We start from the raw sequence: 26,185 nt of genomic DNA on the forward strand, positions 1-26,185 counted from the left end.
TGAGTATTGAAGGAGATAAACATGCAATTTTCCACCACCCCGACTCTGGAAGGACAGCCGATTGTCGAGTATTGCGGCGTTGTCACCGGTGAAGCCATCCTTGGCGCGAACATCTTCCGCGACTTTTTTGCCGGGATCCGCGATATCGTCGGCGGGCGTTCGGGTGCCTATGAGAAAGAGCTGCGCAAAGCGCGGGAAATCGCGTTTAAAGAGCTGGGCGAGCAGGCCAAATCTCTGGGCGCGGATGCCGTTGTGGGCATTGATATCGACTACGAAACGGTCGGCAAAGACGCCAGCATGCTGATGGTGAGCGTCAGCGGTACGGCGGTGAAAACGCGCCGATGAAACGTTTGTGGTCCACGCTCCTGCTGGCGGTGTTGCTGGCAGGCTGCGCAGAGAAAGGGATTATCGATAAAGGGGCCTACGAGCTGGACACGCGGCATCAGGCGCAGGCGGCGTATCCGCGGATCAAAGTGCTGGTCATTCACTATACCGCCGATGATTTTGACAGCTCACTTGCGAGGCTCACGGACAAAAACGTCAGCTCCCACTACCTGATTCCGGCCAGACCGCCTGAGCCGTCCGGCAAACCGCGTATCTGGCAGCTGGTGCCGGAGAAGGATTTAGCCTGGCACGCGGGGATCAGTTTCTGGCGCGGAACGAATCGCATCAACGATACCTCGATTGGTATTGAGCTGGAAAACCGTGGCTGGCAAAAGTCGAACGGCGAGAAAATCTTCACCCCGTTTGAACCGGCGCAAATCGCGGCGCTTATTCCCCTCGCCAAAGACATTATTGCCCGCTATGACATCAAACCGGAAAACGTGGTGGCCCATTCGGATATTGCCCCGCAGCGTAAAGACGATCCTGGCCCGCTGTTCCCCTGGCATCAGCTGGCACAGCAGGGCATTGGTGCCTGGCCCGATCCCGCCCGCGTGACGTTTTATCTCAACGGAAAGTCGAAGTATGAGCGCGTAGAGACGGCAGCGTTGCTCGATCTGCTAGCGCGCTACGGCTATGACGTGCCGGAGAACAGCACCGAGGCGCAGCAAAAACGGGTGATTATGGTCTTCCAGATGCACTACCGTCCCCAGCTGTGGAACGGTATTGCCGATGCAGAAACGCTGGCGATTGCCAGCGCGTTGTTAGAGAAATACGGGCAGGGATAATTACCGGTGCAGTTTGCCGTGGTCGCGCAGCCAGGCTGCTGTGCGCACGATCCCTTCATCCAGCGTGACGATGGGCTGATAACCCAGCTCGGTTTCAGCACGCGTGGTATCCAGCGTAAAATCGAAGTTCAGCTTTGACACGCCGTAGTGGGTCAGCGCCGGCTCTTTCGCCGATTTATTGCCAAAGCGCTCCATGCTGCGGGCGATCATGTCCAGCATCGGGTAGGGCACAGAACGAATGCGGCAGTGAATGTTCAGCTCATCGATCAGGCGCTGGACGATGCTGCGCAGCGTCTGCGGCTCGCCATTGGTGATGTTGTAGGCGCGGCCGGACACCAGATGATCGCACTCGGACTGACTGGCCAGCCACATGGCGTGGATCGCGTTCTCGTAGTAGGTCATATCCACCAGCGCATCGCCGCCGCGCGGCAGCAGCACGCTGCCGTAGTGGTGCATCATCTGCGCCAGACGCGGGACAAACACTTTGTCGTGCGGCCCAAACAGGCTCTGTGGACGCAGAACGGTGAAACGGGTGTGCGGGTTTGACTGCGCCAGCAGATCGATCACCTCTTCGCTGGCCGCTTTGCTGCGCGCGAACTCACAGGCGAAACGCGCCGGGCGGAAATCTTCCTGAATATCGCGATGGTGGTGATAATCAAAATAGAGCGACGGGGAGGAGATATGCACAAAGTTGCGTACGCCCCAGGCGACGGCCCATTCACCGAGGCGGCGAGTGGCGCGAACGTTAGCCAGGTCGAACGCCTGCTGCGTTCCCCAGGGAGAGGTAAAGCTGGAGCAGTGCCACAGTGTATCGATTCCGGCGAGCATGACTTTGGCCTGCGAAGACACCAGCTCTGTCAGATCGGCGTGGATGAATTCCGCGCCCATTTTTTGCAGGAGTTTACCCATCGCTTCGTTGCGACCGGTGGCTCTGACGCTGATGCCTTTCTGACGCAAAAACTCGACCGCATTTCGGCCTAAGCCGCTGGTGGCGCCGGTAACCAGTACCTTCATATCTATCCACTGTGTTGAAAAGAATTTCGTGCGCATTCTTCCGTGAATTACGTCACGATGCAATGGGAAAGGTGAAAGAATCAGAGTTTAAATCAGACTTTTTCCGTGATTCCTTCTGCAAGATGCGCAATACGCTTTGCCATCCCCCGGAAGATAAACAGGTGCGCTGGGATCATGAACAGCCAGTAGAACAGCCCTGGCATTCCGTGCGGATGCCACCAGGCGCGAACGTCCAGCTCCCGGTGATCGCCTTTGTCTTTTAGGGTAAAGCAGAGGCGGCCCAGACCCGGCGCTTTCATACCAAACAATAGCGCCAGCTGTTTTTCCGGCTCAACGATGATCACCTTCCAGCTGTCCACGCTGTCGCCCGTCTGCAAGTATGGGTGCGCAGGGCGGCCTTTTGCCAGTTTATGCCCGACCAGCAGATCCATCATCCCGCGTGTTTCCCAGAGAATATTGCCAAAGAAATAGCGCTCTTTGCCGCCGATCTGGTTGATCACCTCCCACAGCGCCGCCAGGCTGGCGGTTGTTTTCACCGTGCAACCGGCCTTTTTCGGGTAATAGCCGTATTCTGGCCGCCAGCGAGCAAAGGCCTGAGCGTCATAACCCCAGTCGCTGGAGTTCATCAGCTCCTCTTCCTCTTTGAGGGTGTTGCGTACCGCATCGTCAAAGCGGATCAGATTTTGTGGAATCAGCGCTCGCAGCTCGCGGTCGTCGGCCAGCAGATCGTGCTTCAGCCCCTGAATCAGCGCTTTGGCGGTTGTGGGTGGAACGGAGGTGATGACATTCAAAAACCACACCGAGATCCAGCGGGTCGGGAAGGGGACGGGCACCAGCCAGCGACGACGGCCGCTGACGGTCATAAAGTGTTTGAACTGCTCCTGATAGCTCAGCACCTCCGGCCCGGCGGCTTCCAGCACGCGATGGCTTTCCGTCGGATGATTCAGCAGTTCGACCAGATAGTGCAGCAGGTTTTCCAGCGCAATCGGCGTGGTGCGTGAGCGCACCCAGCGCGGCGGCGTGAGCACCGGCAGGTTATAGACCATATCGCGCATCACTTCGAAGGCCGCAGAACCCGCCCCGACGATAATGCCCGCCCGCAGTTCCGTCAGTGGGATCTCTGCGCTACGGAGCGTTTCACCCGTCAGCTGACGGGCGCGCAGGTGGTCCGATTGCTCGTGTTCAGGAGCCTGTAAGGAACTGAGAAAAATAATCTGCTTTACCGGCGTTTGCAGCAGCGCGTCACGTACGTTCAGCGCCACCTGACGCTCATGGGCGATAAAGTCACCGCCTTCGCCCATGCTGTGTACCAGATAATAGAGCGTATCGACGCCTTCCAGCAGCGTCGGTAGCTCTTTTGGCCAGTTGAGATCCACCGTGTGACAGGTGACGTTGGGCAGCGCAAGTTTTTGCAGCCGTTCCACATTACGTGCCGCCGCCAGCACCTGATGTCCGTGCTGGCTGAGCGCCGTTGTCAGATGCTGACCGATATAACCGCTGGCACCGAGCACCAGAATACGTTGCGGCACGTTGTGCTCCTTAACGCTGTAAAAAGGCCTGCCAGTGTTTTACCACTTCCGCCAGCTGCTCGCGGCTCACGTCGAGATGCATCACCAGACGCACAACCGGCGAGGCGTTCATCAGCACGCCGTGCGCTTTCATATACTCACCCAGCGCCGCCGCGTTCTCTTCGCCAACGCGAACAAACAGCATATTGGTGTCGTGACGCATCACATCCGCGCCGATCTCGCGCAGCTGCGCCGCCATCCATGCCGCCTTATCGTGATCGTCTTGCAGACGGGCAACGTTATGTTTAAGCGCGTACAGCCCCGCTGCCGCCAGAATTCCGGCCTGACGCATGCCGCCGCCGGTCATTTTACGCCAGCGGTTGGCGCGCTTGATGTAATCCGCATTGCCGACCAGCAGTGAGCCGACCGGCGTCCCCAGCCCCTTCGACAGGCAAATGGTGAACGAATCGCAATACTGGGCGATCTCTTTCAGCTCGCAGCCATACTCCACGACGGCGTTAAAAATACGCGCGCCGTCGACGTGCAGACCCAATTTGCGCTCGCGAGTAAATTCCCATGCGGCCTTCAGATACTCGCGCGGCAGCACTTTGCCGTTGTGGGTATTTTCCAGACTCAGGAGTTTGGTGCGGGCGAAGTGAATATCGTCGGCTTTGATTTTGGCAGCGACTTTGTCCAGCGGCAGGGAGCCGTCGGGCGCGGCATCAATGGGCTGTGGCTGAATACTGCCGAGCACCGCAGCGCCACCGGCTTCATATAGGTAGTTATGGGCACCCTGGCCGACGATATACTCTTCGCCGCGTTCGCAGTGGCTCAGCAGCGCCACCAGGTTCGCCTGGGTGCCGGTTGGCAGGAACAGCGCCGCCTCTTTACCGCTTAATTCGGCGGCGTAGCGCTGAAGTTCGTTTACGGTGGGATCGTCACCGTAAACGTCATCCCCGACCGGGGCGGCCATCATCTCTTCGAGCATGGCGCGGCTCGGACGGGTTACGGTATCACTGCGCAGGTCTATCATTTCACATCCCTATAGTTTTAAAGGTGATGTGAGATGTTTTACCTGAGCCAGTTGGTTTTTGCCAGTTCGATCACTTCGTCGCCGCGCCCGCTGATAATGGCGCGCAGCATGTACAGGCTAAAGCCTTTCGCCTGCTCCAGTTTGATCTGCGGCGGGATCGCCAGCTCCTCTTTGGCTACGACCACATCCACCAGCACCGGGCCGTCGATGGAGAAAGCGCGCTGCAGGGCTTCATCCACGTCCGCGGCTTTTTCCACGCGGATGCCGGGAATCCCGCAGGCTTCGGCGATCTTCGCGAAATTGGTGTCATGCAATTCGGTGCCGTCCGTCAGATAGCCCCCGGCTTTCATCTCCATCGCCACAAAACCTAACACGCTGTTATTGAACACCACGATTTTAACCGGGAGTTTCATCTGCACGACGGAGAGAAAATCGCCCATCAGCATGCTGAACCCGCCGTCACCACACATGGCCACCACCTGTCGCTCCGGTGCAGTGGCTTGTGCCCCCAGCGCCTGCGGCATTGCGTTTGCCATCGAGCCGTGGTTGAACGAACCGATCAGGCGGCGTTTCCCGTTCATTTTCAGATAACGCGCCGCCCAGACGGTGGGGGTGCCCACGTCGCAGGTAAAGATGGTGTCGTCGCTGGCGAAATGGCTGATCTGCTGCGCAAGGTACTGCGGGTGAATGGCTTTGTCGCTCGGTTTGGCGAGATCGTCCAGCCCTTTGCGCGCGTCACGGTAGTCGCTCAGGGCTTTGTCGAGGAACTTGCGGTCGGTTTTCTCTTCCAGATGCGGCAGCAGGGCGGCAAGCGTGGCTTTGATATCGCCGACCAGCGCCATATCAACCTTACTGTGCGCGCCAATGCTGCCGGGATTGATGTCGATCTGAATGATTTTTGCGTCGCTCGGATAGAACGCCCGGTACGGGAACTGGGTGCCGAGCAGCACCAGGGTGTCGGCGTTCATCATGGTGTGGAACCCGGACGAGAAACCAATCAGGCCGGTCATACCGACATCGTACGGGTTATCGTATTCCACATGCTCTTTGCCGCGCAGCGCGTGAACGATGGGGGCTTTTATTTTCCCGGCAAATTCGACTAACTCTTTATGCGCGCCCGCACAGCCGCTGCCGCACAGCAGCGCGATTTTGCTGGAGTAGCGGAGCAGCTGCGCCAGCTTTTTCAGCTCCTCTTCCGCAGGCGTTACCACCGGCTGCGGGGCGTGATACCAGTGGGTGCTGGCCCCTTCGGGTGCGGCTTTGAGTGCGACGTCGCCCGGCAGAACCACCACCGACACGCCGCGATTGAGGATCGCCTTGCGCATGGCGATCGCCATGACCTGCGGGATCTGCTCCGGTGTGGAAACCAGCTCGCAGTAGTGGCTACATTCACGGAACAGCTCCTGGGGATGCGTCTCCTGAAAATAGCCGCTGCCAATTTCGCTCGACGGAATATGCGCCGCAATCGCCAGCACCGGGACGTGATTACGGTGACAGTCGAAAAGACCGTTAATCAGATGCAGGTTGCCCGGCCCGCACGAACCCGCGCATACCGCCAGCTCGCCCGTCAGCTGCGCTTCCGCACCTGCGGCAAAGGCCGCTACCTCTTCGTGGCGCGTCGGCATCCAGTCAATGGTGCCCATTCGGTTGAGGCTGTCGCTTAAGCCGTTGAGGGAATCGCCGGTGACGCCCCAGATGCGTTTGACGCCAGCTTGTTCCAGGGTTTTTGCTACGTAGGCCGCTACGGTCTGTTTCATGGTTGTCCATCTCCGTTTTGTGATAACGCTTACAAGCTTAGAAGAAACTGGGCGTTATGCCCGTTTAATCCCCCTGATTAATAGTGACTTTCTTTGTACAACCTTTCGTCATATTCTGATGGCACACAGGGTGAAAACAGGAATCATTTCAGATGGTTAAATCATTGTTAATTGCTGTTAATAGAACGCTAACGCATGATGATTTTGGCAAATTGTTATTACGTCTGGCGGTCGGCGGGTTGATGCTGTTTCACGGTTTGCACAAGCTGTTTGGCGGCGTAGGGTTTATCAGCGGCATGCTGGTGGAAAAAGGGCTGCCGGGATTTATCGCTTATGGCGTTTTGATTGGCGAAGTGGTGGCACCGGTTCTGATTGTGCTGGGGATCCTGACCCGTCCGGCGGCGCTGGTGCTGGCGTTTACGATGATCGTTGCCTGGCTGATGGTCGGTACCGGCAAAACCTTTGCGCTGGATGCGGTAGGCGCATGGGCGATTGAAAGTCTGGTCTATTTCTTTATTGGCGCACTGGCCGTGGCCTTTATGGGCGCAGGGCGTTATTCACTGGCGCGCGATCCGGCCTGGCGTTGAGAATAAAAAAAGCCCGGTAGCCTAATATCTACCGGGCCAGAAGAGGGTAGGCCGGGCAACCGCAAAGCTGCCCGGCATAGTGTGCACAGTATATGGTGCACAGTTTATGCCAGAACCAAATCACCCTGCGGATGACAAGAACAGGCCAGCACGTAACCCTCGGCAATTTCCGCATCCGTCAGCGTCATCGTACTGCTCACAGTGTAGTCGCCAGAAACCACTTTCGTTTTACAGCACCCGCACACGCCCGCGCGACAGGCCGCAACGACCGGAACATTATTGCTCTCCAGCGCTTCCAGCAGCGTGGTACCGACGCGGCCGAAGAAGGCCTGCGCAGGCTGCAGTTTGGTGAATTTCACCCCGCTGGTGGCGGCTTCGGCCACTGGCGTGAAGAACTGCTCCTTAAAGAAGCGGGTCACGCCGAGCGCTTTCACCTCGTTCTCCACGATTTCCATATACGGTGCCGGGCCGCAGGTCATCACGGTGCGCGAGGCGATATCTGGCACGCTTTGCAGCAGTTCGCGGCTAAGACGGCCCGCGACAAATCCGTGAGTCGCGTTATTCTCGGCGACCAGGGTGACCGGATAATTGCGCCACTCGTCGGCGAAAATGACATCCTCGGGTGAGCGGACGCTGAAAATCACCTGTACGTCAGCCTGCGGACGGTTCTTCGCCAGCCAGCGACGCATCGACATCACCGGCGTCACGCCGCAGCCCGCCGCCAGCATCAGGAATTTATCGTCAGCTTTATCGTCGCAGACGAAATCCCCCTGGGCGTCGGAGAGCCAGAGATAATCCCCGCGCTTCACTTCGTTCGTCAGCCACTGTGAACCTGCACCGTCATCGATTCGACGCACGGTGAGCGTGATGTACTCACTCACGCCCGGCGTCGAGGACAGGGTGTAGGCGCGCAGTGTGTCCGCAGAATTGCGTACACTCACCAGCGCATACTGTCCGGCGCGATACGGGTAAAAATCATGGCACAGCAGCGACAGCGTCCACACATCCGGCGTCTCCTGATGGATGTGATGAACCTGCATCCGCCACGGGCATTGTGAGGTTGGCATCGTCATTAAAAACTCCTTACGCGCTCAGCAGTTGCTGCATGTCTTCTTCTACGGTGGTCACGGAACGCAGACCAAATTTTTCGTTCAGCACCGCCAGCAGATCCGGGGTCAGGAAGCCCGGTGCCGTCGGGCCGGTCACGATATTGGTGACGCCCAGCGACAGTAGCGTCAGCAGGATCACGATCGCTTTCTGTTCGAACCAGGAGAGCACCAGTGACAGCGGCAGATCGTTCACGCCGCAGCCCAGTTTCTCGGCCAGCGTCACCGCCAGAATGATCGCCGAGTAGGCATCGTTACACTGACCGGCATCGATCAGACGCGGCAGGCCTTCGATATCGCCGAAGTCCAGTTTGTTGAAGCGGTATTTCCCGCACGCCAGGGTCAGGATCAGGCAGTCTTGCGGCACGCTGGTGGCGAAATCGGTAAAGTAGTTACGTTCGCCGCGCGCGCCGTCACAGCCGCCGACCAGGAAGATATGACGCAGTTTTTCGCGGCTCACCAGGTCGATCAGGGAATCCGCCGCACCCAGCAGGGTTTCGCGACCGAAGCCGACGGTGATCAGATGTTCTATTTCGCTGAACGGGAAGCCTGCCATCTGCTGCGCCTGGGTGATAACCGGGGTGAAATCATCGCCTTCGAGGTGGCTTACGCCCGGCCAGCCGACGATGCTGCGCGTCCAGATACGGTCATCATAGGCACCGACGGTCGGATCGATGATGCAGTTGGAGGTCATGACGACAGGGCCAGGGAAACGTGCGAACTCCACCTGCTGGTTCTGCCAGCCGCTGCCGTAGTTGCCGACCAGGTGCTTAAATTTACGCAGCTCCGGGTAGCCGTGGGCAGGCAGCATTTCGCCGTGGGTGTAGACATTCACACCCGTGCCTTCGGTCTGTTGCAGCAGGTTGTAGAGATCTTTCAGGTCGTGGCCGGAGATCAGAATACATTTCCCGGCAGTGGCTTTGACGTTGACCTGAGTCGGCGTCGGATGGCCGTAGGTGCTGGTTTCGCCTGCATCCAGAATGCTCATCACTTTGAAGTTCATCTGGCCGATTTCCATTGAACACTCAAGCAGCGCGTTCATGTCGGAAGGCCAGGTGCCGAGCCACGCCATGATTTTGTGGTACTGGGCATAAATGTCGTTGTCGTACTGACCGAGAACGTGGGCGTGTTCCATATAGGCCGCCGCCCCTTTCAGGCCGTACAGGCACAGCAGACGCAGGCCGAGAATGTTCTCGCCAATCGCCGCTTTGTCTTTGTTCGGGGTGAATTCCGCCGCCTGACGCTGCAGTTCCCCCAGATCGTCGCTCACCAGTTGCAGGCCAGCCATCGGGTTATCGACGGCAGCGTTCGCGTCCACGCTCAGGCTTTGCGCTTTCAGCGCTTCACGCAGGGCGATGGCTTCGCGCGCGTAGCCTACGATGCGAGGGGAGTCGAAGTTGACGTTGGTCAGCGTGGAGAAGAATGCGCGCGGCGCGAAGTTGTCGATGTCGTGGTCGATAATGCCATATTCGCGCGCTTTTACCGCCCAGGCGGAGAGGCCTTGCAGGGCTGCAATCAGCAGATCCTGCAGGTCAGACGTTTCTGCGGTTTTACCGCACATGCCCTGCGCATAGGAGCAGCCGTTGCCAGCTGGGGTACGGATGGTTTGTTCACATTGCACACAAAACATAATCACACCTGTTAAAGTTATATTTTAGATACATGTTTAAGGTTATGCCTGTGACCGGACAGAGAAAAGGCCTTTCTTCGACAAAGTAAAGGGAGATTGATTTAACGCAATTTTGGCGGCAGAAGCCTACCGCCAGAGAGGTATTATGCGGTGAACAGCGCCATCAGAATCGGCACCAGCAGGCTCAAAATAAAGCCATGAACGATGGCGGCAGGAACCAGCTCAAGCCCGCCGGAACGCTGCAGAACGGGCAGGGTAAAGTCCATCGACGTCGCACCGCACAGGCCAACCGCTGTGGAGCGACTTTTACGCACCAGCCCCGGAATGAGCATAATGGCGATCAGCTCGCGGCCCAGATCGTTAAAGAATGACGCGCTGCCAATCACCGGGCCAAAGGATTCGGTCATTAAAATCCCTGACAGGGAATACCAGCCAAAACCGGAGGCCATCGCCAGCCCGGTTTTCAGCGGCAGGTCGAGAATAAATGCGTTAATCACGCCGCCAATCAGCGAACTGCCCACCACGACCACCGCGATAATCATTCCGCGTCGATTGAGCACAATCTGTTTCAGCGTCATGCCGTTATTGCGTAATTGAATACCGATCAGGAATAACAGGAAGATCAGGGTATATTCGCTGGCTTCGGTGGCGTGTTGTAAAAACGCTAAACCGGTCAGGCCAAGCAAAAAGCCGAGCACGACCACGCCGCACAGTTTTAATGACTCCAGCGCCATGGCAATTCGCGAGGGTAATTTTTCCTGTTGATGATGGTTTTTCCATGGCAATGCGCGCTCAAGCCAAAATAGCGCCGCAATATTACACAGCAGAATCACCACAATAGTAACAACAGAATAATGGAGAATAGAGAGTAAATTAGCGGCCAGGTTATCCAGGAACGCGAGGCTTATTCCCATAAAAAACAGGATGACGTAGACAATCCAGCTGAGGAAGCGATTAATGAGTTTTAATGCCGACTCATGATGGAGGGGAATAAGATAGCCCACTACCAGCGGTAGCAGAATGATTAAGAGTCCTGAAAACATGAACAGCCGGGTCCTTTTGTGTGTCTGAATAGCGCCAGTGACACTACCCAATTCCGGTCTGCCAGTCAAAGTACAAAATAAAGGCCGGGCGGCGACGACGCCTTACCCGGCCTGGATGACTGCACCTGTTAGCCGGGGTCGCGACGTGCCACCCGGCATCACAGCCGTACACTCAGTCGCGTTTTTCCAACAGCGTACGATACAGCAGCCCGCCGAGGATACCGCCGACAATCGGCATCACCCAGAACAGCCACAGCTGCTGCAGCGCCCAGCCACCCTGGAAGATCGCCACTGCGGTGCTGCGCGCAGGGTTCACGGAGGTGTTCGTTACCGGAATGCTGATCAGGTGAATCAGGGTCAGCGCGAGGCCGATAGCAATAGGGGCAAAACCGGCGGGTGCGTGTTTGTCAGTGGCACCGTGGATTACCAGCAGGAAGCCCGCGGTCAGGACGATTTCAATAACAATCGCAGACAGCATAGAGAAGCCGCCCGGTGAGTGTTCGCCATAGCCGTTAGAAGCAAAACCGCTTGCCGCCGCGTCGAAGCCCGCTTTACCGCTGGCCACAACGTACAGGACCGCTGCCGCAATAATGCCGCCAACCACCTGAGCCACAATATAGCCAATCACGTCTTTCGCCGGGAAACGACCGCCAGCCCACAGGCCTAATGTCACAGCCGGGTTAAAATGCCCGCCGGAAATATGGCCGACAGCAAATGCCATCGTTAATACGGTTAAGCCAAAGGCTAATGCCACGCCCGCAAAACCAATACCTAATTCCGGGAATGCCGCAGCCAGAACGGCGCTACCGCAACCACCAAACACCAGCCAGAATGTACCAAAGCATTCTGCCGCTAATTTTCTAAACATAACCACCTCGTTAATTTCCGCACGCGGTCCTGCGCGCGGGCTACTAAATCGCCTAAAAGGGATGACGACTCAAAGAGCCATTATTTTAAAAACCAACAACACCCCTTCGCCAGTTAAATAAATCTGTTTAATTTGATTTATGGCAATGTGATGTTAATCCTTGTTCGGACTGGATGGATTTAAAGCATAGTCCAATTCGGGATGCGAAGTATCTTATGCCGGAAAATATGTTTCAAACGAAAGTCGTGGTGTAAATTCTGAATTTTAGGCTCCGTCCGGAAATAATCCGTCGATCTTAATGTGTCCTGTCACACCGCCTGCCGCTATACTGCTGATAACTTGAAGGAAAAAGTGAGCATTTCAGGGGGCATTATGTTTCTCGAACGTGTGGAGATCGTCGGGTTTCGCGGCATTAACCGTTTATCGTTAATGCTGGAACAGAACAACGTGCTGATCGGTGAAAACGCCTGGGGTAAATCCAGCCTTCTGGATGCGTTGACCCTGCTGCTTTCGCCGGAGGCAGACCTTTACAGCTTCGTTCGGAAGGACTTTTGGTTTCCGCCGGGGGATATTCAGGGGCGCGAGCACCATCTGCATATCGTTTTGACCTTTCGCGAGCTGGAGCCCGGTCGCCATCGCGTTCGCCGTTACCGGCCACTCTCTCCTTGCTGGACGCCCTCCGATGATGGCTATCAGCGTATATTTTATCGCCTGGAAGGCGAGCTGGCGGAAGATGAGAGTGTGATGACCCTGCGCGGGTTTATGGATGCCCGTGGGCAGCCTATTCCGCTGGAGGATATTGACGCCCAGGCCGCCCATCTGGTGCGCCTGATGCCGGTGCTGCGCCTACGGGATGCGCGCTTTATGCGCCGGATCCGTAACGGCTCGGTGCCTAATTTGCCCGACGTTGAAGTCACCGCCCGCGAGCTGGATTTTCTGGCGCGCGAGCTGGTGGCGCGTCCGCAAAATCTCACGGACGGGCAGATTCGCCAGGGGCTGTCGGCGATGGTGCAGCTGCTGGAACACTACTTTTCCGAACAGGGCACGACACAAACCCGCCACCGCCTGATGCGCAGGCGTTCTCACGATGAGCAGCGCAGCTGGCGCTATCTGGATATCATCAACCGTATGATCGACAAACCCGGTGGGCGAGCGCATCGGGTGATCCTGCTGGGGCTGTTTTCCACGCTGCTGCAGGCGAAAGGGTCGGTGCGGCTGGACCGCGACGCGCGTCCTTTATTGCTGGTGGAAGATCCTGAAACGCGGCTGCATCCTATCATGCTGTCGGTGGCCTGGCATCTCTTGAATCTGCTGCCCCTTCAGCGCATCACGACCACTAACTCCGGGGAATTGCTCTCTTTGACGCCGGTGGAGCATGTCTGCCGTCTGGTGCGTGAATCCTCGCGCGTCACCGCGTTTCGCTTGGGACCAGGGGGATTAAATCCGGAAGATGGCCGCCGTATCGCATTTCATATCCGCTTTAACCGTGCGTCGTCGCTGTTTGCCCGCTGCTGGCTGTTGGTTGAGGGGGAAACGGAGACCTGGGTGATCAACGAACTGGCGCGTCAGTGTGGGCACCATTTCGACGCCGAAGGGATCAAAGTCATTGAGTTTGCCCAGTCGGGATTAAAACCGCTGATCAAATTTGCCCGCCGGATGGGGATCGAATGGCATGTGCTGGTGGATGGCGATGAGGCCGGGAAAAAGTATGCCAGTACCGTACGCGGTTTGCTGAACAACAACCGGGAAGAGGAGCGGGAGCACCTCACGGAATTACCGGCGATGGACATGGAACACTTTATGTATCGTCAGGGGTTCGACGATGTGTTTCACCGCGTGGCCATGATCCCGCCGGGCGTGCCGATGAATATGCGGCGGGTGATCGCCAAAGCGATACATCGTTCATCGAAGCCGGATCTGGCTATTGAAGTGTCAGCGGAAGCAGGACGGAGAGGGGTCGAGGCGGTGCCGACATTACTGCGTAAAATGTTCTCCCGCGTGCTGTGGCTGGCACGCGGGAAAGCTGACTAGCGGCGGGTTGCCTGATTGATCTGCTCGATCAGGCTATCCAGCAGTTCATAGCGGCGACGGTATTCAGAGCGTTTTTTGCTCGCGATCTCTTCCATCGGTTTGCGCGCCATCTCGAGCGGTAGCTGGAAGTGACCGCTCGCCAGCGGTTCGCCACTCATTGAGCGCCAGAAACTGTCGTAATCCGCCAGCAGTTTGCCCTCTTTTTTCTTACGATAGCGCCAGCTGCGATAGATATGCGTGGCGTTGCTGACGGCCAAGATCTGCTCCACCGGGAACGCGGTGCCCAGCGTCATAGCGGCTTCCACCAGCAGACGTTTCGGGAACAGGCCATGACAGGCTTTGGTTGCACCCTGGATCAGCTCGTGAGACACAAAAGCTTTTGCTCCTTGCAGGCCGCCGATAAACAGGGTGGTTTTCCCGTCGAGCTGACACAGGGTGAAGGTCATCTCGGCCAACACCGTATTCTGGTGATCGCAGAAGGCCAGCGTCGCTTCGCCCTCTTTATCGAGGAACGCATCGGCACACAGGCGGATCGTAAACTGGCGTTCTTCTTTGCCGGTCAGCGTTAACAGGGGGACACCTTGTTTGGATAAATACCCGTTCATCAGCGTTGCCGGAAGGGTTTTGCTCATGGTCTGGTAGTGCCAGTTCAGCGCCTCGAGCGCGCGCTGACGGCTCATGTCTACAGAGAGCCATGGGCGGTGCAGACGGCACGGCAGCCCAGGCTGCACGTTCAACATTTGCATTAAACGCGGTTGTTTTGCCAGGCTTGCCAGCAGGCGCGCGGTGCTGAACGGTGCCGCCAGCGAACGCAGCATGAATTTACGCCGATAGGAGGGGTTCTGCCACGCAAGCCCCGGTGTTAATTCGCCTGATGCAAGGCTCTGGAAAAGCTGCCAGCCTGATTTTGGCTGCGACGGCTGTGAAGAAGGTAGATCGGCGATGGAAGACATGATTATTCCTGGCTTCTGGATGAGAGCTCTATTTCAGCAGCCATTTAATCAACATCTCGTCAACAAATGAGGTGAGAGATAAAAAAACGGGGGTTTCGTTGAGGAACAGTTTAGATAGAATCGACATTTATAATTGCCAGAACATTTATTTGGAATATTTATGAATCTCAAGGGAAAACGCAGGAAGCTGTTTTTACTGTTGGTCGTCGTCGTGCTGGTGGGCGGATACTGGCTGTGGCAGGTCCTCAATGCACCTGTGCCGCAGTACCAGACGCTGATTGTGCGGCCGGGCGAGCTGCAACAAAGCGTGCTGGCAACCGGTAAGCTGGATGCTCTGCGAAAAGTCGACGTCGGCGCGCAGGTTAGCGGTCAGCTTAAAACGCTGTCGGTTGAGATTGGCGACAAAGTGAAAAAAGGTCAGCTGCTGGGGGTGATCGATCCTGAGCAAGCAGAAAACCAGATCCGCGAAGTAGAAGCCACGCTTATGGAATTACGCGCCCAGCGCAGCCAGGCCGAAGCCGAGCGCAAGCTGGCACAGGTGACGCTTGGACGTCAGCAGGCGCTGGCAAAAACGCAGGCCGTTTCCCGTCAGGATCTGGATACCGCGACGACGGAACTGGCGGTAAAACAGGCGCAGATTGGCACCATTGACGCGCAAATCAAACGTAACCAGGCCTCCCTGGATACGGCCAAAACTAACCTCGATTACACCCGTATCGTGGCACCGATGGCCGGGGAAGTGACGCAAATCACCACCCTGCAGGGCCAGACGGTTATCGCCGCTCAGCAGGCGCCGAACATCCTGACGCTGGCGGATATGGGCACCATGCTGGTAAAAGCGCAGGTTTCCGAGGCTGACGTTATCCACCTCAAGCCCGGCCAAAAAGCCTGGTTCACGGTGCTGGGCGATCCGAATACCCGCTATGAGGGCGTGCTGAAGGATATTCTGCCGACGCCGGAGAAGGTCAATGACGCGATTTTCTACTATGCCCGCTTTGAAGTGCCAAACCCGAAAGGCGTGCTGCGTCTGGATATGACCGCGCAGGTGCATATTCAGCTGACGGGCGTGAAAGATGTGCTCACCGTCCCGCTGGCTGCGCTGGGCGAACCGGCAGGCAACAATCGCTATAAAGTGAAAGTGCTGCGTAACGGTGAAACCCGCGAGCGCGAGGTGGAGATTGGCGAGCGTAATGATACGGACGTCGTGATCGTCAAAGGACTCGAAGAGGGCGACGAAGTGGTGACGGGTGAAAGCCAGTCCGGGGCCGCGAAATGACGGCATTGCTTGAACTGAACGATATCCGCCGCAGCTATCCTTCCGGGGAGGGGGCGGTGGAGGTGCTGAAGGGCATCACCCTGCGCGTTGAAGCCGGGGAGATGGTGGCGATCGTCGGGGCGTCCGGCTCCGGAAAATCCACCCTGATGAACATTCTCGGCTGCCTGGATAAACCGACCAGCGGCACCTATCGCGTGGCGGGGACGGATATTTCCACCCTCGACAGCGATGCGCTGGCCAAACTGCGCCGTGAACACTTCGGCTTTATCTTCCAGCGCTACCATCTGCTTTCGCATCTGACGGCGGCGCAAAACGTGGAAGTCCCGGCGGTGTATGCCGGTGTGGAACGCAAGAAGCGCCTTGAGCGCGCCCATGCGCTGCTGACGCGTCTGGGTCTGGCCGAGCGTGTCGATTATCAGCCGTCGCAGCTCTCTGGCGGCCAGCAGCAGCGCGTGAGTATTGCCCGCGCGCTGATGAACGGCGGGCAGGTGATTCTGGCCGATGAACCGACGGGCGCGCTGGACAGCCATTCCGGTGAAGAGGTGATGGCGATCCTGCACCAACTGCGCGATCAGGGGCATACGGTGATTATCGTCACCCACGATCCGCAGGTGGCGGCGCAGGCGGAGAGAATCATTGAAATTCACGACGGTGAACTGATAAGCAACCCGCCGGCGAAGAACAATCACGTCGGCGTGCAGAAAACGATCCTGCCGCCGCCGACGGGCTGGGGGCAGTTTGTCAGCGGATTCCGCGAGGCGTTAACCATGGCCTGGCTGGCGATGGTGGCGAACAAAATGCGCACATTGCTGACTATGCTCGGCATTATCATCGGCATTGCATCGGTGGTATCGATTGTGGTGGTGGGCGATGCGGCGAAACAGTTGGTGCTGGCGGATATCCGCGCCATCGGGACCAACACCATCGATGTCTATCCGGGCAAAGATTTTGGTGACGATGAACCGCAAAACCAGCAGGCGCTGAAGTATGACGATCTGGTGGCGCTGCAAAAACAGCCGTGGGTGAACTCGGCCACCCCAGCGGTATCGCAAAACCTGCGTCTGCGCTATGGCAATATTGACGTAGCGGCCAGCGCCAACGGCGTGAGCGGCGACTATTTTAACGTCTACGGGATGACCTTCAGCCAGGGCGCAACCTTTAACGCAGAGCAGCTTGCAGGCCGCGCGCAGGTGGTGGTGCTGGACGATAACTCGCGTCGTCAGCTGTTCCCGAATAAAACCAACGTCGTCGGTGAAGTGATTCTGGTCGGTAACATGCCCGCAACAGTGATTGGCGTGGCGGAAGAGAAGCAGTCGATGTTTGGCAGCAGTAAAATCCTGCGCGTCTGGCTGCCGTACACCACCATTTCCGGGCGTATCATGGGGCAGTCGTGGCTTAACTCCATCACCGTGCGGGTGAAAGAGGGTTACGACAGCACTCAGGCCGAACAGCAGATCGAACGACTGCTCACCCTGCGCCACGGGAAGAAAGATTTCTTCACCTGGAATATGGACGGCGTCTTGAAAACGGCGGAAAAGACCACACGTACTCTTCAGATGTTCCTGACGCTGGTGGCGGTCATTTCGCTGGTCGTCGGTGGGATTGGGGTGATGAATATCATGCTGGTGTCGGTGACGGAGCGCACGCGCGAGATTGGCATCCGAATGGCGGTTGGCGCGCGGGCAAGCGATGTCCTGCAACAGTTTTTGATTGAAGCGGTGCTGGTTTGTCTGGTGGGCGGTGCGTTTGGTATCACGCTTTCGATGCTGATCGCCTTTACTCTGCAGCTGTTTTTACCGGGCTGGGAGATCGGTTTCTCACCCTTTGCGCTGCTGACGGCATTTTTATGTTCGACGGCGACGGGCGTGCTTTTTGGCTGGCTACCGGCGCGCAATGCGGCGCGGCTCGATCCGGTGGATGCGTTGGCCCGCGAGTGAGTTTTACCGGGTTACGCGCCGTCGCGCGACCGGTGCTGGAAATAAAAATGCCAGCCGATCGGGCTGGCATTTTGCCGACAGGATGTACACAATGAATCAGAGGGCTAAGCGACAGCTTCTGCTTCAATGGGCACAATGACACTGGCATGATTGCCTTTTGGCCCCTGGTGAACATCAAACCGAACCGACTGTCCGGCTTTTAGTGTTCTGTATCCATCCATCTGAATGGTGGAATAGTGAGCGAAGATATCTTCGCCGCCGCCTTCAGGGCAGATGAACCCGAACCCTTTGGCGTTGTTGAACCACTTAACAGTACCCATTTCCATGCTTCGACATCCTTCGTATATCTTATTAAGTAAGATGGAATGAACCGGTGGTGGAGTGGGGGCTGTTCAAAACCTCGCCAACTCACGCTTGTACAATTTAGATAAACCAGCCTTATCGTCAAGTGTCAGGCGCTGGAGTTGGGACAATAATCAACCAAAATTTGAAGCAGTTAACGCTATTGACGGGAATGTGACAGACATCGCGGATGGCAGTAATAGATGTTTGTTATCTGATATCTGAGGTAGATTCAGAATATGTATCAATGCCTGTCAGCGAAAAATGTTCTGCCGGAAACCGTAACCGATGATGACGACTGACAATGGGTAAGACGAACGACTGGCTGGATTTTGACCAGCTGGCGGAAGACAAAGTGCGCGACGCGCTAAAACCGCCATCTATGTATAAAGTTATGTTAATGAACGATGATTACACGCCGATGGAATTTGTTATTGACGTGCTACAAAAGTTCTTTTCTTATGATGTTGAACGTGCAACGCAATTGATGCTCACCGTTCACTATCGCGGCAAAGCCATCTGCGGCATTTTTACTGCCGAAGTAGCCGAAACCAAAGTGGCGATGGTGAACGAGTATGCAAGGGAGAACGAGCATCCGTTGCTGTGTACGCTGGAAAAAGCCTGAAAAGGCATAAAATTGGGGGAGGTGCCTATGCTCAATCAAGAACTGGAACTCAGTTTAAACATGGCTTTCGCCAGAGCGCGTGAGCACCGTCATGAGTTTATGACCGTTGAGCACCTGCTGCTTGCACTGCTCAGCAACCCATCCGCCCGCGAAGCGCTGGAAGCCTGCTCCGTGGACCTGGTGGCGTTACGTCAGGAACTCGAAGCCTTCATCGAACAAACGACACCGGTGCTGCCCGTCAGCGAAGAGGAGCGCGACACTCAGCCGACGCTCAGCTTCCAGCGCGTGCTGCAGCGTGCGGTGTTCCACGTCCAGTCCTCTGGCCGTAGCGAAGTGACTGGCGCAAATGTGCTGGTTGCCATCTTTAGCGAGCAGGAGTCGCAAGCTGCGTACCTGCTGCGTAAACACGAAGTCAGCCGACTCGACGTGGTGAACTTTATTTCTCACGGAACGCGAAAAGACGAGCCTAATCAGGCGTCGGATTCCAGCAATCAGGTCAATAATAATGAAGAGCAAGCAGGCGGGGAGGATCGTATGGAAAACTTCACCACCAATCTTAACCAGCTTGCTCGCGTCGGTGGGATCGACCCGCTGATTGGCCGCGATAAAGAGCTGGAACGCGCGATTCAGGTCCTGTGCCGTCGCCGTAAGAACAACCCGCTGCTGGTGGGGGAATCGGGCGTGGGTAAAACCGCGATTGCTGAAGGGCTGGCCTGGCGTATTGTGCAGGGCGATGTTCCGGAAGTGATGGCCGATTGCACCATCTACTCGCTGGATATCGGTTCTCTGCTGGCGGGCACGAAATATCGCGGTGATTTCGAAAAACGCTTCAAAGCCTTGCTGAAACAGCTGGAGCAAGACACCAGCAGCATCCTGTTTATCGATGAAATTCACACCATCATCGGCGCAGGTGCGGCGTCTGGCGGCCAGGTGGATGCGGCTAACCTGATCAAACCGCTGCTCTCGAGCGGCAAGATCCGTGTAATGGGATCGACCACCTATCAGGAATTCAGCAATATCTTCGAGAAGGACCGTGCGCTGGCGCGCCGCTTCCAGAAAATTGATATTACTGAGCCGTCCGTTGAGGAAACGGTGCAGATTATCAACGGCCTGAAACCGAAGTACGAAGCGCACCACGACGTGCGTTACACCGCCAAAGCGGTGCGTGCGGCGGTAGAGCTGGCGGTGAAGTACATCAACGACCGTCATCTGCCGGATAAAGCGATTGACGTGATCGACGAAGCGGGCGCGCGTGCGCGTCTGATGCCGGCCAGCAAGCGCAAGAAAACCGTTAATGTGGCGGACATTGAATCCGTGGTAGCTCGCATCGCGCGTATCCCTGAGAAGAGTGTCTCTCAGAGCGACCGCGATACCTTGAGAAACCTCGGCGACCGCCTGAAAATGCTGGTGTTTGGCCAGGATAAAGCCATTGAGGCCTTAACCGAAGCCATCAAGATGGCCCGTGCCGGGCTGGGACACGACCATAAACCGGTCGGCTCTTTCCTGTTTGCCGGTCCAACCGGTGTCGGGAAAACCGAGGTAACGGTGCAGCTGTCTAAAGCGCTGGGCATTGAGCTGCTGCGCTTTGATATGTCCGAGTACATGGAACGCCACACCGTCAGCCGTTTGATTGGTGCGCCTCCAGGATACGTGGGCTTTGACCAGGGCGGCCTGCTCACCGATGCGGTGATCAAGCATCCGCACGCGGTTCTGCTGCTCGATGAGATCGAGAAAGCGCACCCGGACGTGTTCAACATCCTGCTTCAGGTGATGGACAACGGGACGCTGACCGACAACAACGGGCGCAAAGCGGACTTCCGCAACGTGGTGCTGGTGATGACCACCAACGCCGGTGTGCGTGAAACGGAACGCAAATCTATCGGCCTGATCCACCAGGATAACAGCACCGATGCGATGGAAGAGATCAAGAAGATCTTTACGCCAGAGTTCCGTAACCGTCTTGACAACATTATCTGGTTCGATCACCTGTCTACCGAGGTGATCCATCAGGTGGTGGACAAGTTCATCGTCGAGCTGCAGGTCCAGCTGGATCAGAAAGGCGTATCGCTGGAAGTGAGCCAGGAGGCCCGCAACTGGCTGGCCGAGAAAGGCTACGACCGTGCGATGGGCGCACGTCCGATGGCGCGAGCCATTCAGGACAACCTGAAAAAACCGCTGGCCAACGAACTGCTGTTTGGTTCACTGGTGGATGGCGGCCAGGTGACCGTGGCGCTGGATCAGGCGAAAGGGGAGTTGACGTACGACTTCCAGAGTGCGCAGAAGCATAAGCCAGAAGCGGCCCACTGAGTTATATCGCGTAAATAAAAGCCGGGTGAAAGCCCGGTTTTTTTATGCCTGTGTTTTGCGGGGGCCGCATGTTGAACGCGTCAGGCTGTTGCATGTGACCGGTTCGGATATAACGCAGGCGGTGGTGAGGTCTCTGACGGTAATAGATTTTCGGCCTGGCCCGGTATATAGCGGAAATAAAAAAGGCCGGGGATTCCCCGACCTTTTTAAATATCTCTACGCCTTTACTGGCGAAAACAATTAGCGACTACGGAAGACAATGCGGCCTTTGCTCAGGTCGTACGGGGTCAGCTCAACAGTCACTTTGTCGCCCGTCAGGATACGGATGTAGTTCTTGCGCATTTTACCGGAGATGTGCGCGGTTACCACGTGACCGTTTTCCAGTTCTACGCGGAACATGGTGTTAGGTAACGTATCAAGTACGGTACCCTGCATTTCAATATTGTCTTCTTTGGCCATCTAATCCTCTGGGGTATCACTACCAAGTTTTGAACCGGCAAGATAATGCCGAAATTCATCAATTAAGTAAAGAATTGCGCGTTTAAAACGCAACAAAACAGTTTCGGCGTATTGCCCAGTCGTCACGGTATAACCGTACGAGAAGCGCATTCGTAAAGGGGAGGCGACAGGATAAACGCAAGGACGTTATCTGGTGCGAAGGATTCCCAAACGGCGGCGGGGCAACAGGCTGAACCTACTCTGCGGCACCAATTATAACACTCCTCATCAGAAATGGGCGGAAAACATTTATGCCTGAGAGATAAAGAGCGTTCTGGGAACCCAAAAGTTCTGTGGCAGCTTCTGCAAACGCATGGCATCCAGCTGTTCCAGATAATGTCGACGTGATATTTCAACGGCGCCCAGCGAGGCGGTGTGCTCGTTCAGCACCTGGCAATCCACCAGTTGACCACCGCGCAGAGAGAACTCCTGGCAAAAGACCAGCAGGGCCGTTTTGGAGGCGTTAATGGCGCGGCTGAACATCGACTCACCGCAAAACAAGGTGCCTTGCGCCACGCCGTACATGCCGCCAACCAGCGCCTCGTTTTCCCACACTTCGATGGAGTGGGCGTGGCCCAGTTCATGTAAGCGATGATAAGCGTCGATAATGTCGTGCGTGATCCAGGTGCCTTCATGACGATCGCGGGCGCACCCTTCGATCACCTGCCCGAACGCGTGATTGAGCGTCACCCGATATGGGGATTTCGCATGGAAGCGTTTCATGCTGCGACTCAGGTGAAACTGCGCGGGCAGCAGCACTGCGCGCGGGTCGGGCGACCACCAAAGAATCGGATCGCCGGGTGAGAACCACGGAAAAATGCCGCGCTGGTAGGCCATCAGCAGACGTGCCGGGCTTAAATCACCGCCAAGCGCCAGAAGCCCATTGGGTTCACGTAGCGCTCCCTCTGGCGAAGGGAACGCAATATTATGACGAGAAAGCTGGACCAGGCGCATGACTGCGAAACTCCAATACGCGAGTTAGGATCGGTTCAAATATAGTCTACAGACGTTGTTTAAACTGGTAATAGCGACCCTGTTTCGCCAACAGCTCTGCGTGACTACCTTGCTCAATAATTTGCCCGTTGTCCATTACAATTATTTGGTCAAAATTCGCCAGTCCGCGCAGGCGGTGCGTCACCATCAGCACGGTTTTGTTTTTCATGACTTGCGCCAGTAAATCAAGGATTTGGCTTTCGGTTGTGGCGTCCAGACCTTCCGTCGGTTCATCCAGGAGCATCAGCGGCGCGTCATGCAACAGAGCACGTGCTACCGCCAGACGACGTAACTCTCCACCCGAAAGCTGACGACCTCCCTCTCCGAGCCAGCTGTTTAAGCCGTCATCCTCGAGCAGTTTCTGCAGGCCGACCTGTTCCAGCACGGCGCTTAAGTCGCTGTCAGAGGCTTGCGGCGACGCCAGCAGCAGGTTATCGCGCAGCGTGGCGCTAAACAGATGCACGCGCTGCGGAACTACGCTGACAGCCTTACGCAGGGCGGGCTCGCTAAATTCCGTAAGCGGTGTGTCGTTAAAGTGAATTTCGCCCCGACTCGGGTCCCAGGCGCGGGTCAGTAATTGCAGCAGTGTCGATTTACCGCAGCCGGTTCTGCCGAGCACGGCAACGTGCTTGCCGGCCGGAATTGTCAGGCTGATGGCATCGAGCGCGTTTTGCGCCTGCCCGTCGTAGGCAAACGTCACGTCTTTCAGCTGCAGCGCCACGGACTGAGGAGCCACATCGTGCTGTGCGGTGAACGCCACTTCCGGTTTCTGTTCGGTAATCTGGGTAATGCGCACCGCCGAGGCAATCACCTGGCCGAGGTGCTGGAACGCGCCGGTTACCGGCGCGAGTGCTTCAAACGCTGCCAGCGCACAGAAGACAAACAGGGCGATCAGCGCGCCGGGCTGCGTATTTCCGCCCACGCCGCCTGATGCCATCCACAGCATCGCGATCACCGCAACACCGCCGATCAGCATCATCACCGCCTGGGACAGCGCCGTCAGCTCGGACTGTCGGCGCTGGGCTTCGTGCCAGCTCAGCTCCGTGCTTTCCATCTGAGCGCGGTAGCGGCGGCTGGCGCCGAAAATCGTCAGTTCTGCCTGGCCTTGCAGCCAGGACGTTAACTGCTGGCGGTAGTCGCCGCGCAGACGGGTCAGGTTTTCACCCGTGGATTTCCCGGCGCGATAAAACAGCGGCGGCAGCAGGAGCAGCGTGAGCAGCATAATGCCGCCCAGGGTGAGAGCGATAGGCACGTCGAGCACACAAAGGCCCAGAGTGACGGTCACGATCACCACAAACGCGCCAACCAGCGGGGAGATCACGCGAAGATAGAGATGATCCAGCGTATCGACATCGGCCACCACGCGGTTCAGCAGTTCACCCTGACGAAAACGCGCCAGCCCGGCAGGGGAGAGGGGCAGAAGTTTGCTGAAGGTGAAAATACGCAGATGTTGCAGAACGCGGAAGGTCGCATCATGGCTGACCAGACGCTCAAAATAGCGCCCGGCGGTACGGGCAATCGCAGTGCCGCGCACGCCCGCAGCGGGCAGCATGTAGTTAAAACTGTAGAGCCCGGCAACGCCCGCGACGGCAGAAGCCGACAGGAACCAGCCAGAGAGTGTTAATAATCCGATACTGGCCAGCAGGGTGACGATAGCCAGCACAATGCCCAGCGTCAGCATCCATTTATGGCGTTTATACAATGCGAGGTACGGCAGCAGGGCGCGCATTAAATATCCTCCTGACGATTAGACAGCAGGGAGGCAAATGGCCCCTGCGCGGCGGCGAGCGTGGCGTAATCACCTTGTTCAACAATACGCCCGTTTTCCATTACCCAAATCTGATCCCAGTCGGCAATACCTTCGAGCTGGTGCGTGACCATCAGCGTCGTTTGCTGGCGAGAGGCATCATTCAGCGCCTGCATGACGCGCTGTTCACTGTGAGCGTCAAGGCTTGCGGCGGGTTCGTCGAGCAGCATTAACTGGCTTGGATTCAGCAATGCGCGCGCCACGGCGATACGCTGGGCCTGGCCGACGGAGAGTCCTGCCGCCTGATCGCCGACAACAGTGTCGACGCCGTTTGGCAGCAGCGGCAGAAACTCGCTGACCCAGGCGCGGTCGAGCACCGATTGCAGCTCATCTTCGCGGGCATCGGGGCGGGCCAGCAGGACGTTTTCGCGAAGCGTCGCGGCTGGCAGCTGTGGGTTTTGTCCCACCCAGCTCAGCTGCCTACGCCAGGCATCAGGCTCAAGCGAGCGCAGTTCCGTTCCGTTGATCTGCAGCGAGCCGGTATACGCCATAAAGCCGGATAACGTATTCAGCAACGAGCTTTTCCCCGAGCCGCTGATGCCAACCAGCACCACGCGCTGGCCCGCCGAGAGTGTAAAGTTGAGCGGTCCGGCCAATACTTTGCCTTCCGGCGACAGGATGGAGAAATCTTCGGCGTGAACGGTGATTGGTTCTTTGCTGTTGAGCGTGATATCTCCACGCTCCGGGTGTGCCAGCGGCGTTTCAAGGAAGGTTTTCAGGCTGTCAGCCGCGCCCACGGCCTGCGCTTTGGCGTGATAAAATGTCCCCAGATCGCGCAGCGGCTGGAAGAACTCAGGCGCCAGGATCAGGGCGAGGAAACCGGCAGACAGCGTTACCGCGGTGCCGTAGTGGCCAAAATCCAGCGCGCCAAGGTAGGAGAACCCAAAGTAAACCGCGACCAGCGCAATGGAAAGTGAGGTGAAAAACTCCAGCACGCCGGAGGAGAGGAACGCCAGACGCAGCACTTCCATGGTGCGCTGACGGAAGTCCTGTGAGGCGAGACGGATATTATCGATTTCGGCTTCGCCACGACCAAAGACGCGCAACGTCTCCATTCCGCGCAGGCGGTCGAGGAAATGCCCGCTCAGGCGACCCAGCGCGAGGAAGTTACGGCGGTTGGCATCTGCCGCGCCCATGCCGACCATCGCCATGAACATTGGGATCAGCGGCGCGGTGCCGAGCAGAATCAACGCCGCCACCCAGTTAGAGGGGAAAATCGCGAGCACGATCAGCAGCGGAACACAGACTGCCAGCGCCATCTGGGGCAGATAGCGGGCGTAGTAGTCGTGCATATCGTCGATCTGTTCAAGGATCAGTGTCGCCCAGCTACCGGCTGGTTTGCCCTGAATCCAGGCCGGGCCTGCTTCCTGGAGACGATCCAGAACCTTACGGCGGATTTCGTAGCGAATATTTTGTCCGGCGTGGAAGCCCACACGCTCGCGCAGCCAGACCACCCAGGCGCGAAGAACAAAGACCAGCACCAGCACGACAAACGGCATCAATAATGCCTCGCGCGGAATGTTCTCCATAATCATATGGTTAAGAATGCGGGCCAGCAGCCATGCCTGGGCAACAATCAACAAACCGCTGATAAGACCCAAAAGACGGGAAATAGTCAGCCAGCGGCGGGAAATAACGCTTTGCTGTTTAAGCCAGCGAGTTAACTCTTGTTGACGGGTTTTTTCCATTACGCGCTTTGCA

General features: G+C 57.0%; 22 protein-coding genes and 1 pseudogene. 8 read left to right on the forward strand and 15 right to left on the reverse strand.

Annotation, left to right across the window (positions count from 1 at the left end):
* Positions 1–21 precede the first annotated feature (21 nt).
* The gene (locus tag C0560_RS07160; protein WP_100777035.1) at positions 22–345 is read left to right on the forward strand and encodes a heavy metal-binding domain-containing protein; all 324 of its coding nucleotides are present in this window, start codon (positions 22–24) and stop codon (positions 343–345) included.
* Complete coding sequence (locus C0560_RS07165) at positions 342–1,169, forward strand: N-acetylmuramoyl-L-alanine amidase (protein ID WP_248859898.1); 828 nt, start codon at positions 342–344, stop codon at positions 1,167–1,169. The genes C0560_RS07160 and C0560_RS07165 overlap by 4 nt, the downstream gene beginning before the upstream one ends.
* Here the strand turns inward: C0560_RS07165 and C0560_RS07170 are convergent, their stop codons facing one another.
* From C0560_RS07170 to poxB, 4 genes are all read right to left on the reverse strand, one after another.
* The gene (locus C0560_RS07170; RefSeq protein WP_181827547.1) at positions 1,170–2,183 is read right to left on the reverse strand and encodes an NAD(P)-dependent oxidoreductase; all 1,014 of its coding nucleotides are present in this window, start codon (positions 2,181–2,183) and stop codon (positions 1,170–1,172) included.
* Between the two features lie 92 nt (positions 2,184–2,275).
* On the reverse strand, positions 2,276–3,712 hold the full coding sequence (locus C0560_RS07175) for an SDR family oxidoreductase (protein ID WP_248859899.1): 1,437 nt from the start codon (positions 3,710–3,712) through the stop codon (positions 2,276–2,278).
* 10 nt (positions 3,713–3,722) lie between these two features.
* Positions 3,723–4,724: a low-specificity L-threonine aldolase gene (ltaE, locus tag C0560_RS07180; RefSeq protein WP_248859900.1), complete on the reverse strand. Its 1,002-nt coding sequence runs from the start codon at positions 4,722–4,724 to the stop codon at positions 3,723–3,725.
* A gap of 38 nt (positions 4,725–4,762) precedes the next feature.
* Positions 4,763–6,481, reverse strand: coding sequence for a ubiquinone-dependent pyruvate dehydrogenase (gene poxB, locus C0560_RS07185; protein ID WP_248859901.1), 1,719 nt, complete (start codon positions 6,479–6,481; stop codon positions 4,763–4,765).
* Positions 6,482–6,633: 152 nt separating this feature from the next.
* Here poxB and C0560_RS07190 point away from each other — a divergent pair, with 152 nt between their 5' ends.
* Positions 6,634–7,068: a DoxX family protein gene (locus tag C0560_RS07190; protein ID WP_100777029.1), complete on the forward strand. Its 435-nt coding sequence runs from the start codon at positions 6,634–6,636 to the stop codon at positions 7,066–7,068.
* A gap of 104 nt (positions 7,069–7,172) precedes the next feature.
* Here the strand turns inward: C0560_RS07190 and hcr are convergent, their stop codons facing one another.
* From hcr to aqpZ, 4 genes are all read right to left on the reverse strand, one after another.
* On the reverse strand, positions 7,173–8,141 hold the full coding sequence (hcr, locus tag C0560_RS07195; RefSeq protein WP_248859903.1) for an NADH oxidoreductase: 969 nt from the start codon (positions 8,139–8,141) through the stop codon (positions 7,173–7,175).
* A gap of 10 nt (positions 8,142–8,151) precedes the next feature.
* Complete coding sequence (gene hcp / locus C0560_RS07200) at positions 8,152–9,804, reverse strand: hydroxylamine reductase (protein ID WP_194513569.1); 1,653 nt, start codon at positions 9,802–9,804, stop codon at positions 8,152–8,154.
* Positions 9,805–9,947: 143 nt separating this feature from the next.
* A complete protein-coding gene (locus tag C0560_RS07205; RefSeq protein WP_102105158.1) occupies positions 9,948–10,847 on the reverse strand; it encodes a lysine exporter LysO family protein in 900 nt (299 codons plus the stop codon).
* Positions 10,848–11,019: 172 nt separating this feature from the next.
* Positions 11,020–11,721, reverse strand: coding sequence for an aquaporin Z (aqpZ, locus tag C0560_RS07210; RefSeq protein ID WP_256469555.1), 702 nt, complete (start codon positions 11,719–11,721; stop codon positions 11,020–11,022).
* A 366-nt stretch (positions 11,722–12,087) separates the two neighbouring features.
* Between aqpZ and C0560_RS07215 the strand changes: the two genes are divergently transcribed.
* Positions 12,088–13,746 carry an ATP-dependent endonuclease gene (locus C0560_RS07215; RefSeq protein WP_248859904.1) on the forward strand — a complete coding sequence of 553 codons (1,659 nt, stop codon included), beginning with the start codon at positions 12,088–12,090 and terminating at the stop codon, positions 13,744–13,746.
* Here the strand turns inward: C0560_RS07215 and C0560_RS07220 are convergent.
* Positions 13,743–14,699, reverse strand: coding sequence for a VirK/YbjX family protein (locus C0560_RS07220; RefSeq protein ID WP_248859905.1), 957 nt, complete (start codon positions 14,697–14,699; stop codon positions 13,743–13,745). The genes C0560_RS07215 and C0560_RS07220 overlap by 4 nt on opposite strands.
* Positions 14,700–14,859: 160 nt before the next feature.
* On the opposite strand from C0560_RS07220, the gene macA reads away from it, so the two are divergent.
* Together macA and macB are read left to right on the forward strand one after the other, a co-directional pair.
* Complete coding sequence (macA, locus tag C0560_RS07225) at positions 14,860–15,975, forward strand: macrolide transporter subunit MacA (protein ID WP_123429169.1); 1,116 nt, start codon at positions 14,860–14,862, stop codon at positions 15,973–15,975.
* Positions 15,972–17,912, forward strand: coding sequence for a macrolide ABC transporter ATP-binding protein/permease MacB (macB, locus tag C0560_RS07230; RefSeq protein WP_123429168.1), 1,941 nt, complete (start codon positions 15,972–15,974; stop codon positions 17,910–17,912). The genes macA and macB overlap by 4 nt, the downstream gene beginning before the upstream one ends.
* Positions 17,913–18,016: 104 nt before the next feature.
* On the opposite strand, the gene cspD is transcribed toward macB, so the two are convergent.
* Positions 18,017–18,238, reverse strand: a complete 222-nt coding sequence (cspD, locus tag C0560_RS07235) for a cold shock-like protein CspD (protein WP_100777020.1) — start codon at positions 18,236–18,238, stop codon at positions 18,017–18,019.
* A 320-nt stretch (positions 18,239–18,558) separates the two neighbouring features.
* On the opposite strand from cspD, the gene clpS reads away from it, so the two are divergent.
* Both clpS and clpA read left to right on the forward strand, forming a co-directional pair.
* Positions 18,559–18,879, forward strand: a complete 321-nt coding sequence (gene clpS, locus C0560_RS07240) for an ATP-dependent Clp protease adapter ClpS (RefSeq protein WP_025912927.1) — start codon at positions 18,559–18,561, stop codon at positions 18,877–18,879.
* A gap of 27 nt (positions 18,880–18,906) precedes the next feature.
* A complete protein-coding gene (clpA, locus tag C0560_RS07245; RefSeq protein ID WP_100777019.1) occupies positions 18,907–21,186 on the forward strand; it encodes an ATP-dependent Clp protease ATP-binding subunit ClpA in 2,280 nt (759 codons plus the stop codon).
* 240 nt (positions 21,187–21,426) lie between these two features.
* Here the strand turns inward: clpA and infA are convergent, their stop codons facing one another.
* The 5 genes and pseudogenes from infA to cydD form a co-directional block, all read right to left on the reverse strand.
* The gene (gene infA / locus C0560_RS07250) at positions 21,427–21,645 is read right to left on the reverse strand and encodes a translation initiation factor IF-1 (RefSeq protein WP_002211347.1); all 219 of its coding nucleotides are present in this window, start codon (positions 21,643–21,645) and stop codon (positions 21,427–21,429) included.
* Positions 21,573–21,746 (reverse strand): annotated as a pseudogene (locus C0560_RS21005) (hypothetical protein); the annotation flags it as partial. The gene infA and the pseudogene C0560_RS21005, both read right to left, overlap by 73 nt.
* A 187-nt stretch (positions 21,747–21,933) precedes the next feature.
* Positions 21,934–22,638, reverse strand: a complete 705-nt coding sequence (aat, locus tag C0560_RS07255) for a leucyl/phenylalanyl-tRNA--protein transferase (RefSeq protein ID WP_100777018.1) — start codon at positions 22,636–22,638, stop codon at positions 21,934–21,936.
* A 46-nt stretch (positions 22,639–22,684) separates the two neighbouring features.
* Entirely contained in the window at positions 22,685–24,406 is a 1,722-nt protein-coding gene (cydC, locus tag C0560_RS07260) for a cysteine/glutathione ABC transporter ATP-binding protein/permease CydC (protein WP_123429167.1), read from the reverse strand.
* Positions 24,406–26,172 carry a cysteine/glutathione ABC transporter permease/ATP-binding protein CydD gene (cydD, locus tag C0560_RS07265; protein ID WP_248859906.1) on the reverse strand — a complete coding sequence of 589 codons (1,767 nt, stop codon included), beginning with the start codon at positions 26,170–26,172 and terminating at the stop codon, positions 24,406–24,408. The genes cydC and cydD overlap by 1 nt, the downstream gene beginning before the upstream one ends.
* Positions 26,173–26,185: the final 13 nt, after the last annotated feature.

The organism is Lelliottia sp. AC1, from assembly GCF_023278595.1.
GTDB lineage: Bacteria > Pseudomonadota > Gammaproteobacteria > Enterobacterales > Enterobacteriaceae > Enterobacter > Enterobacter nimipressuralis.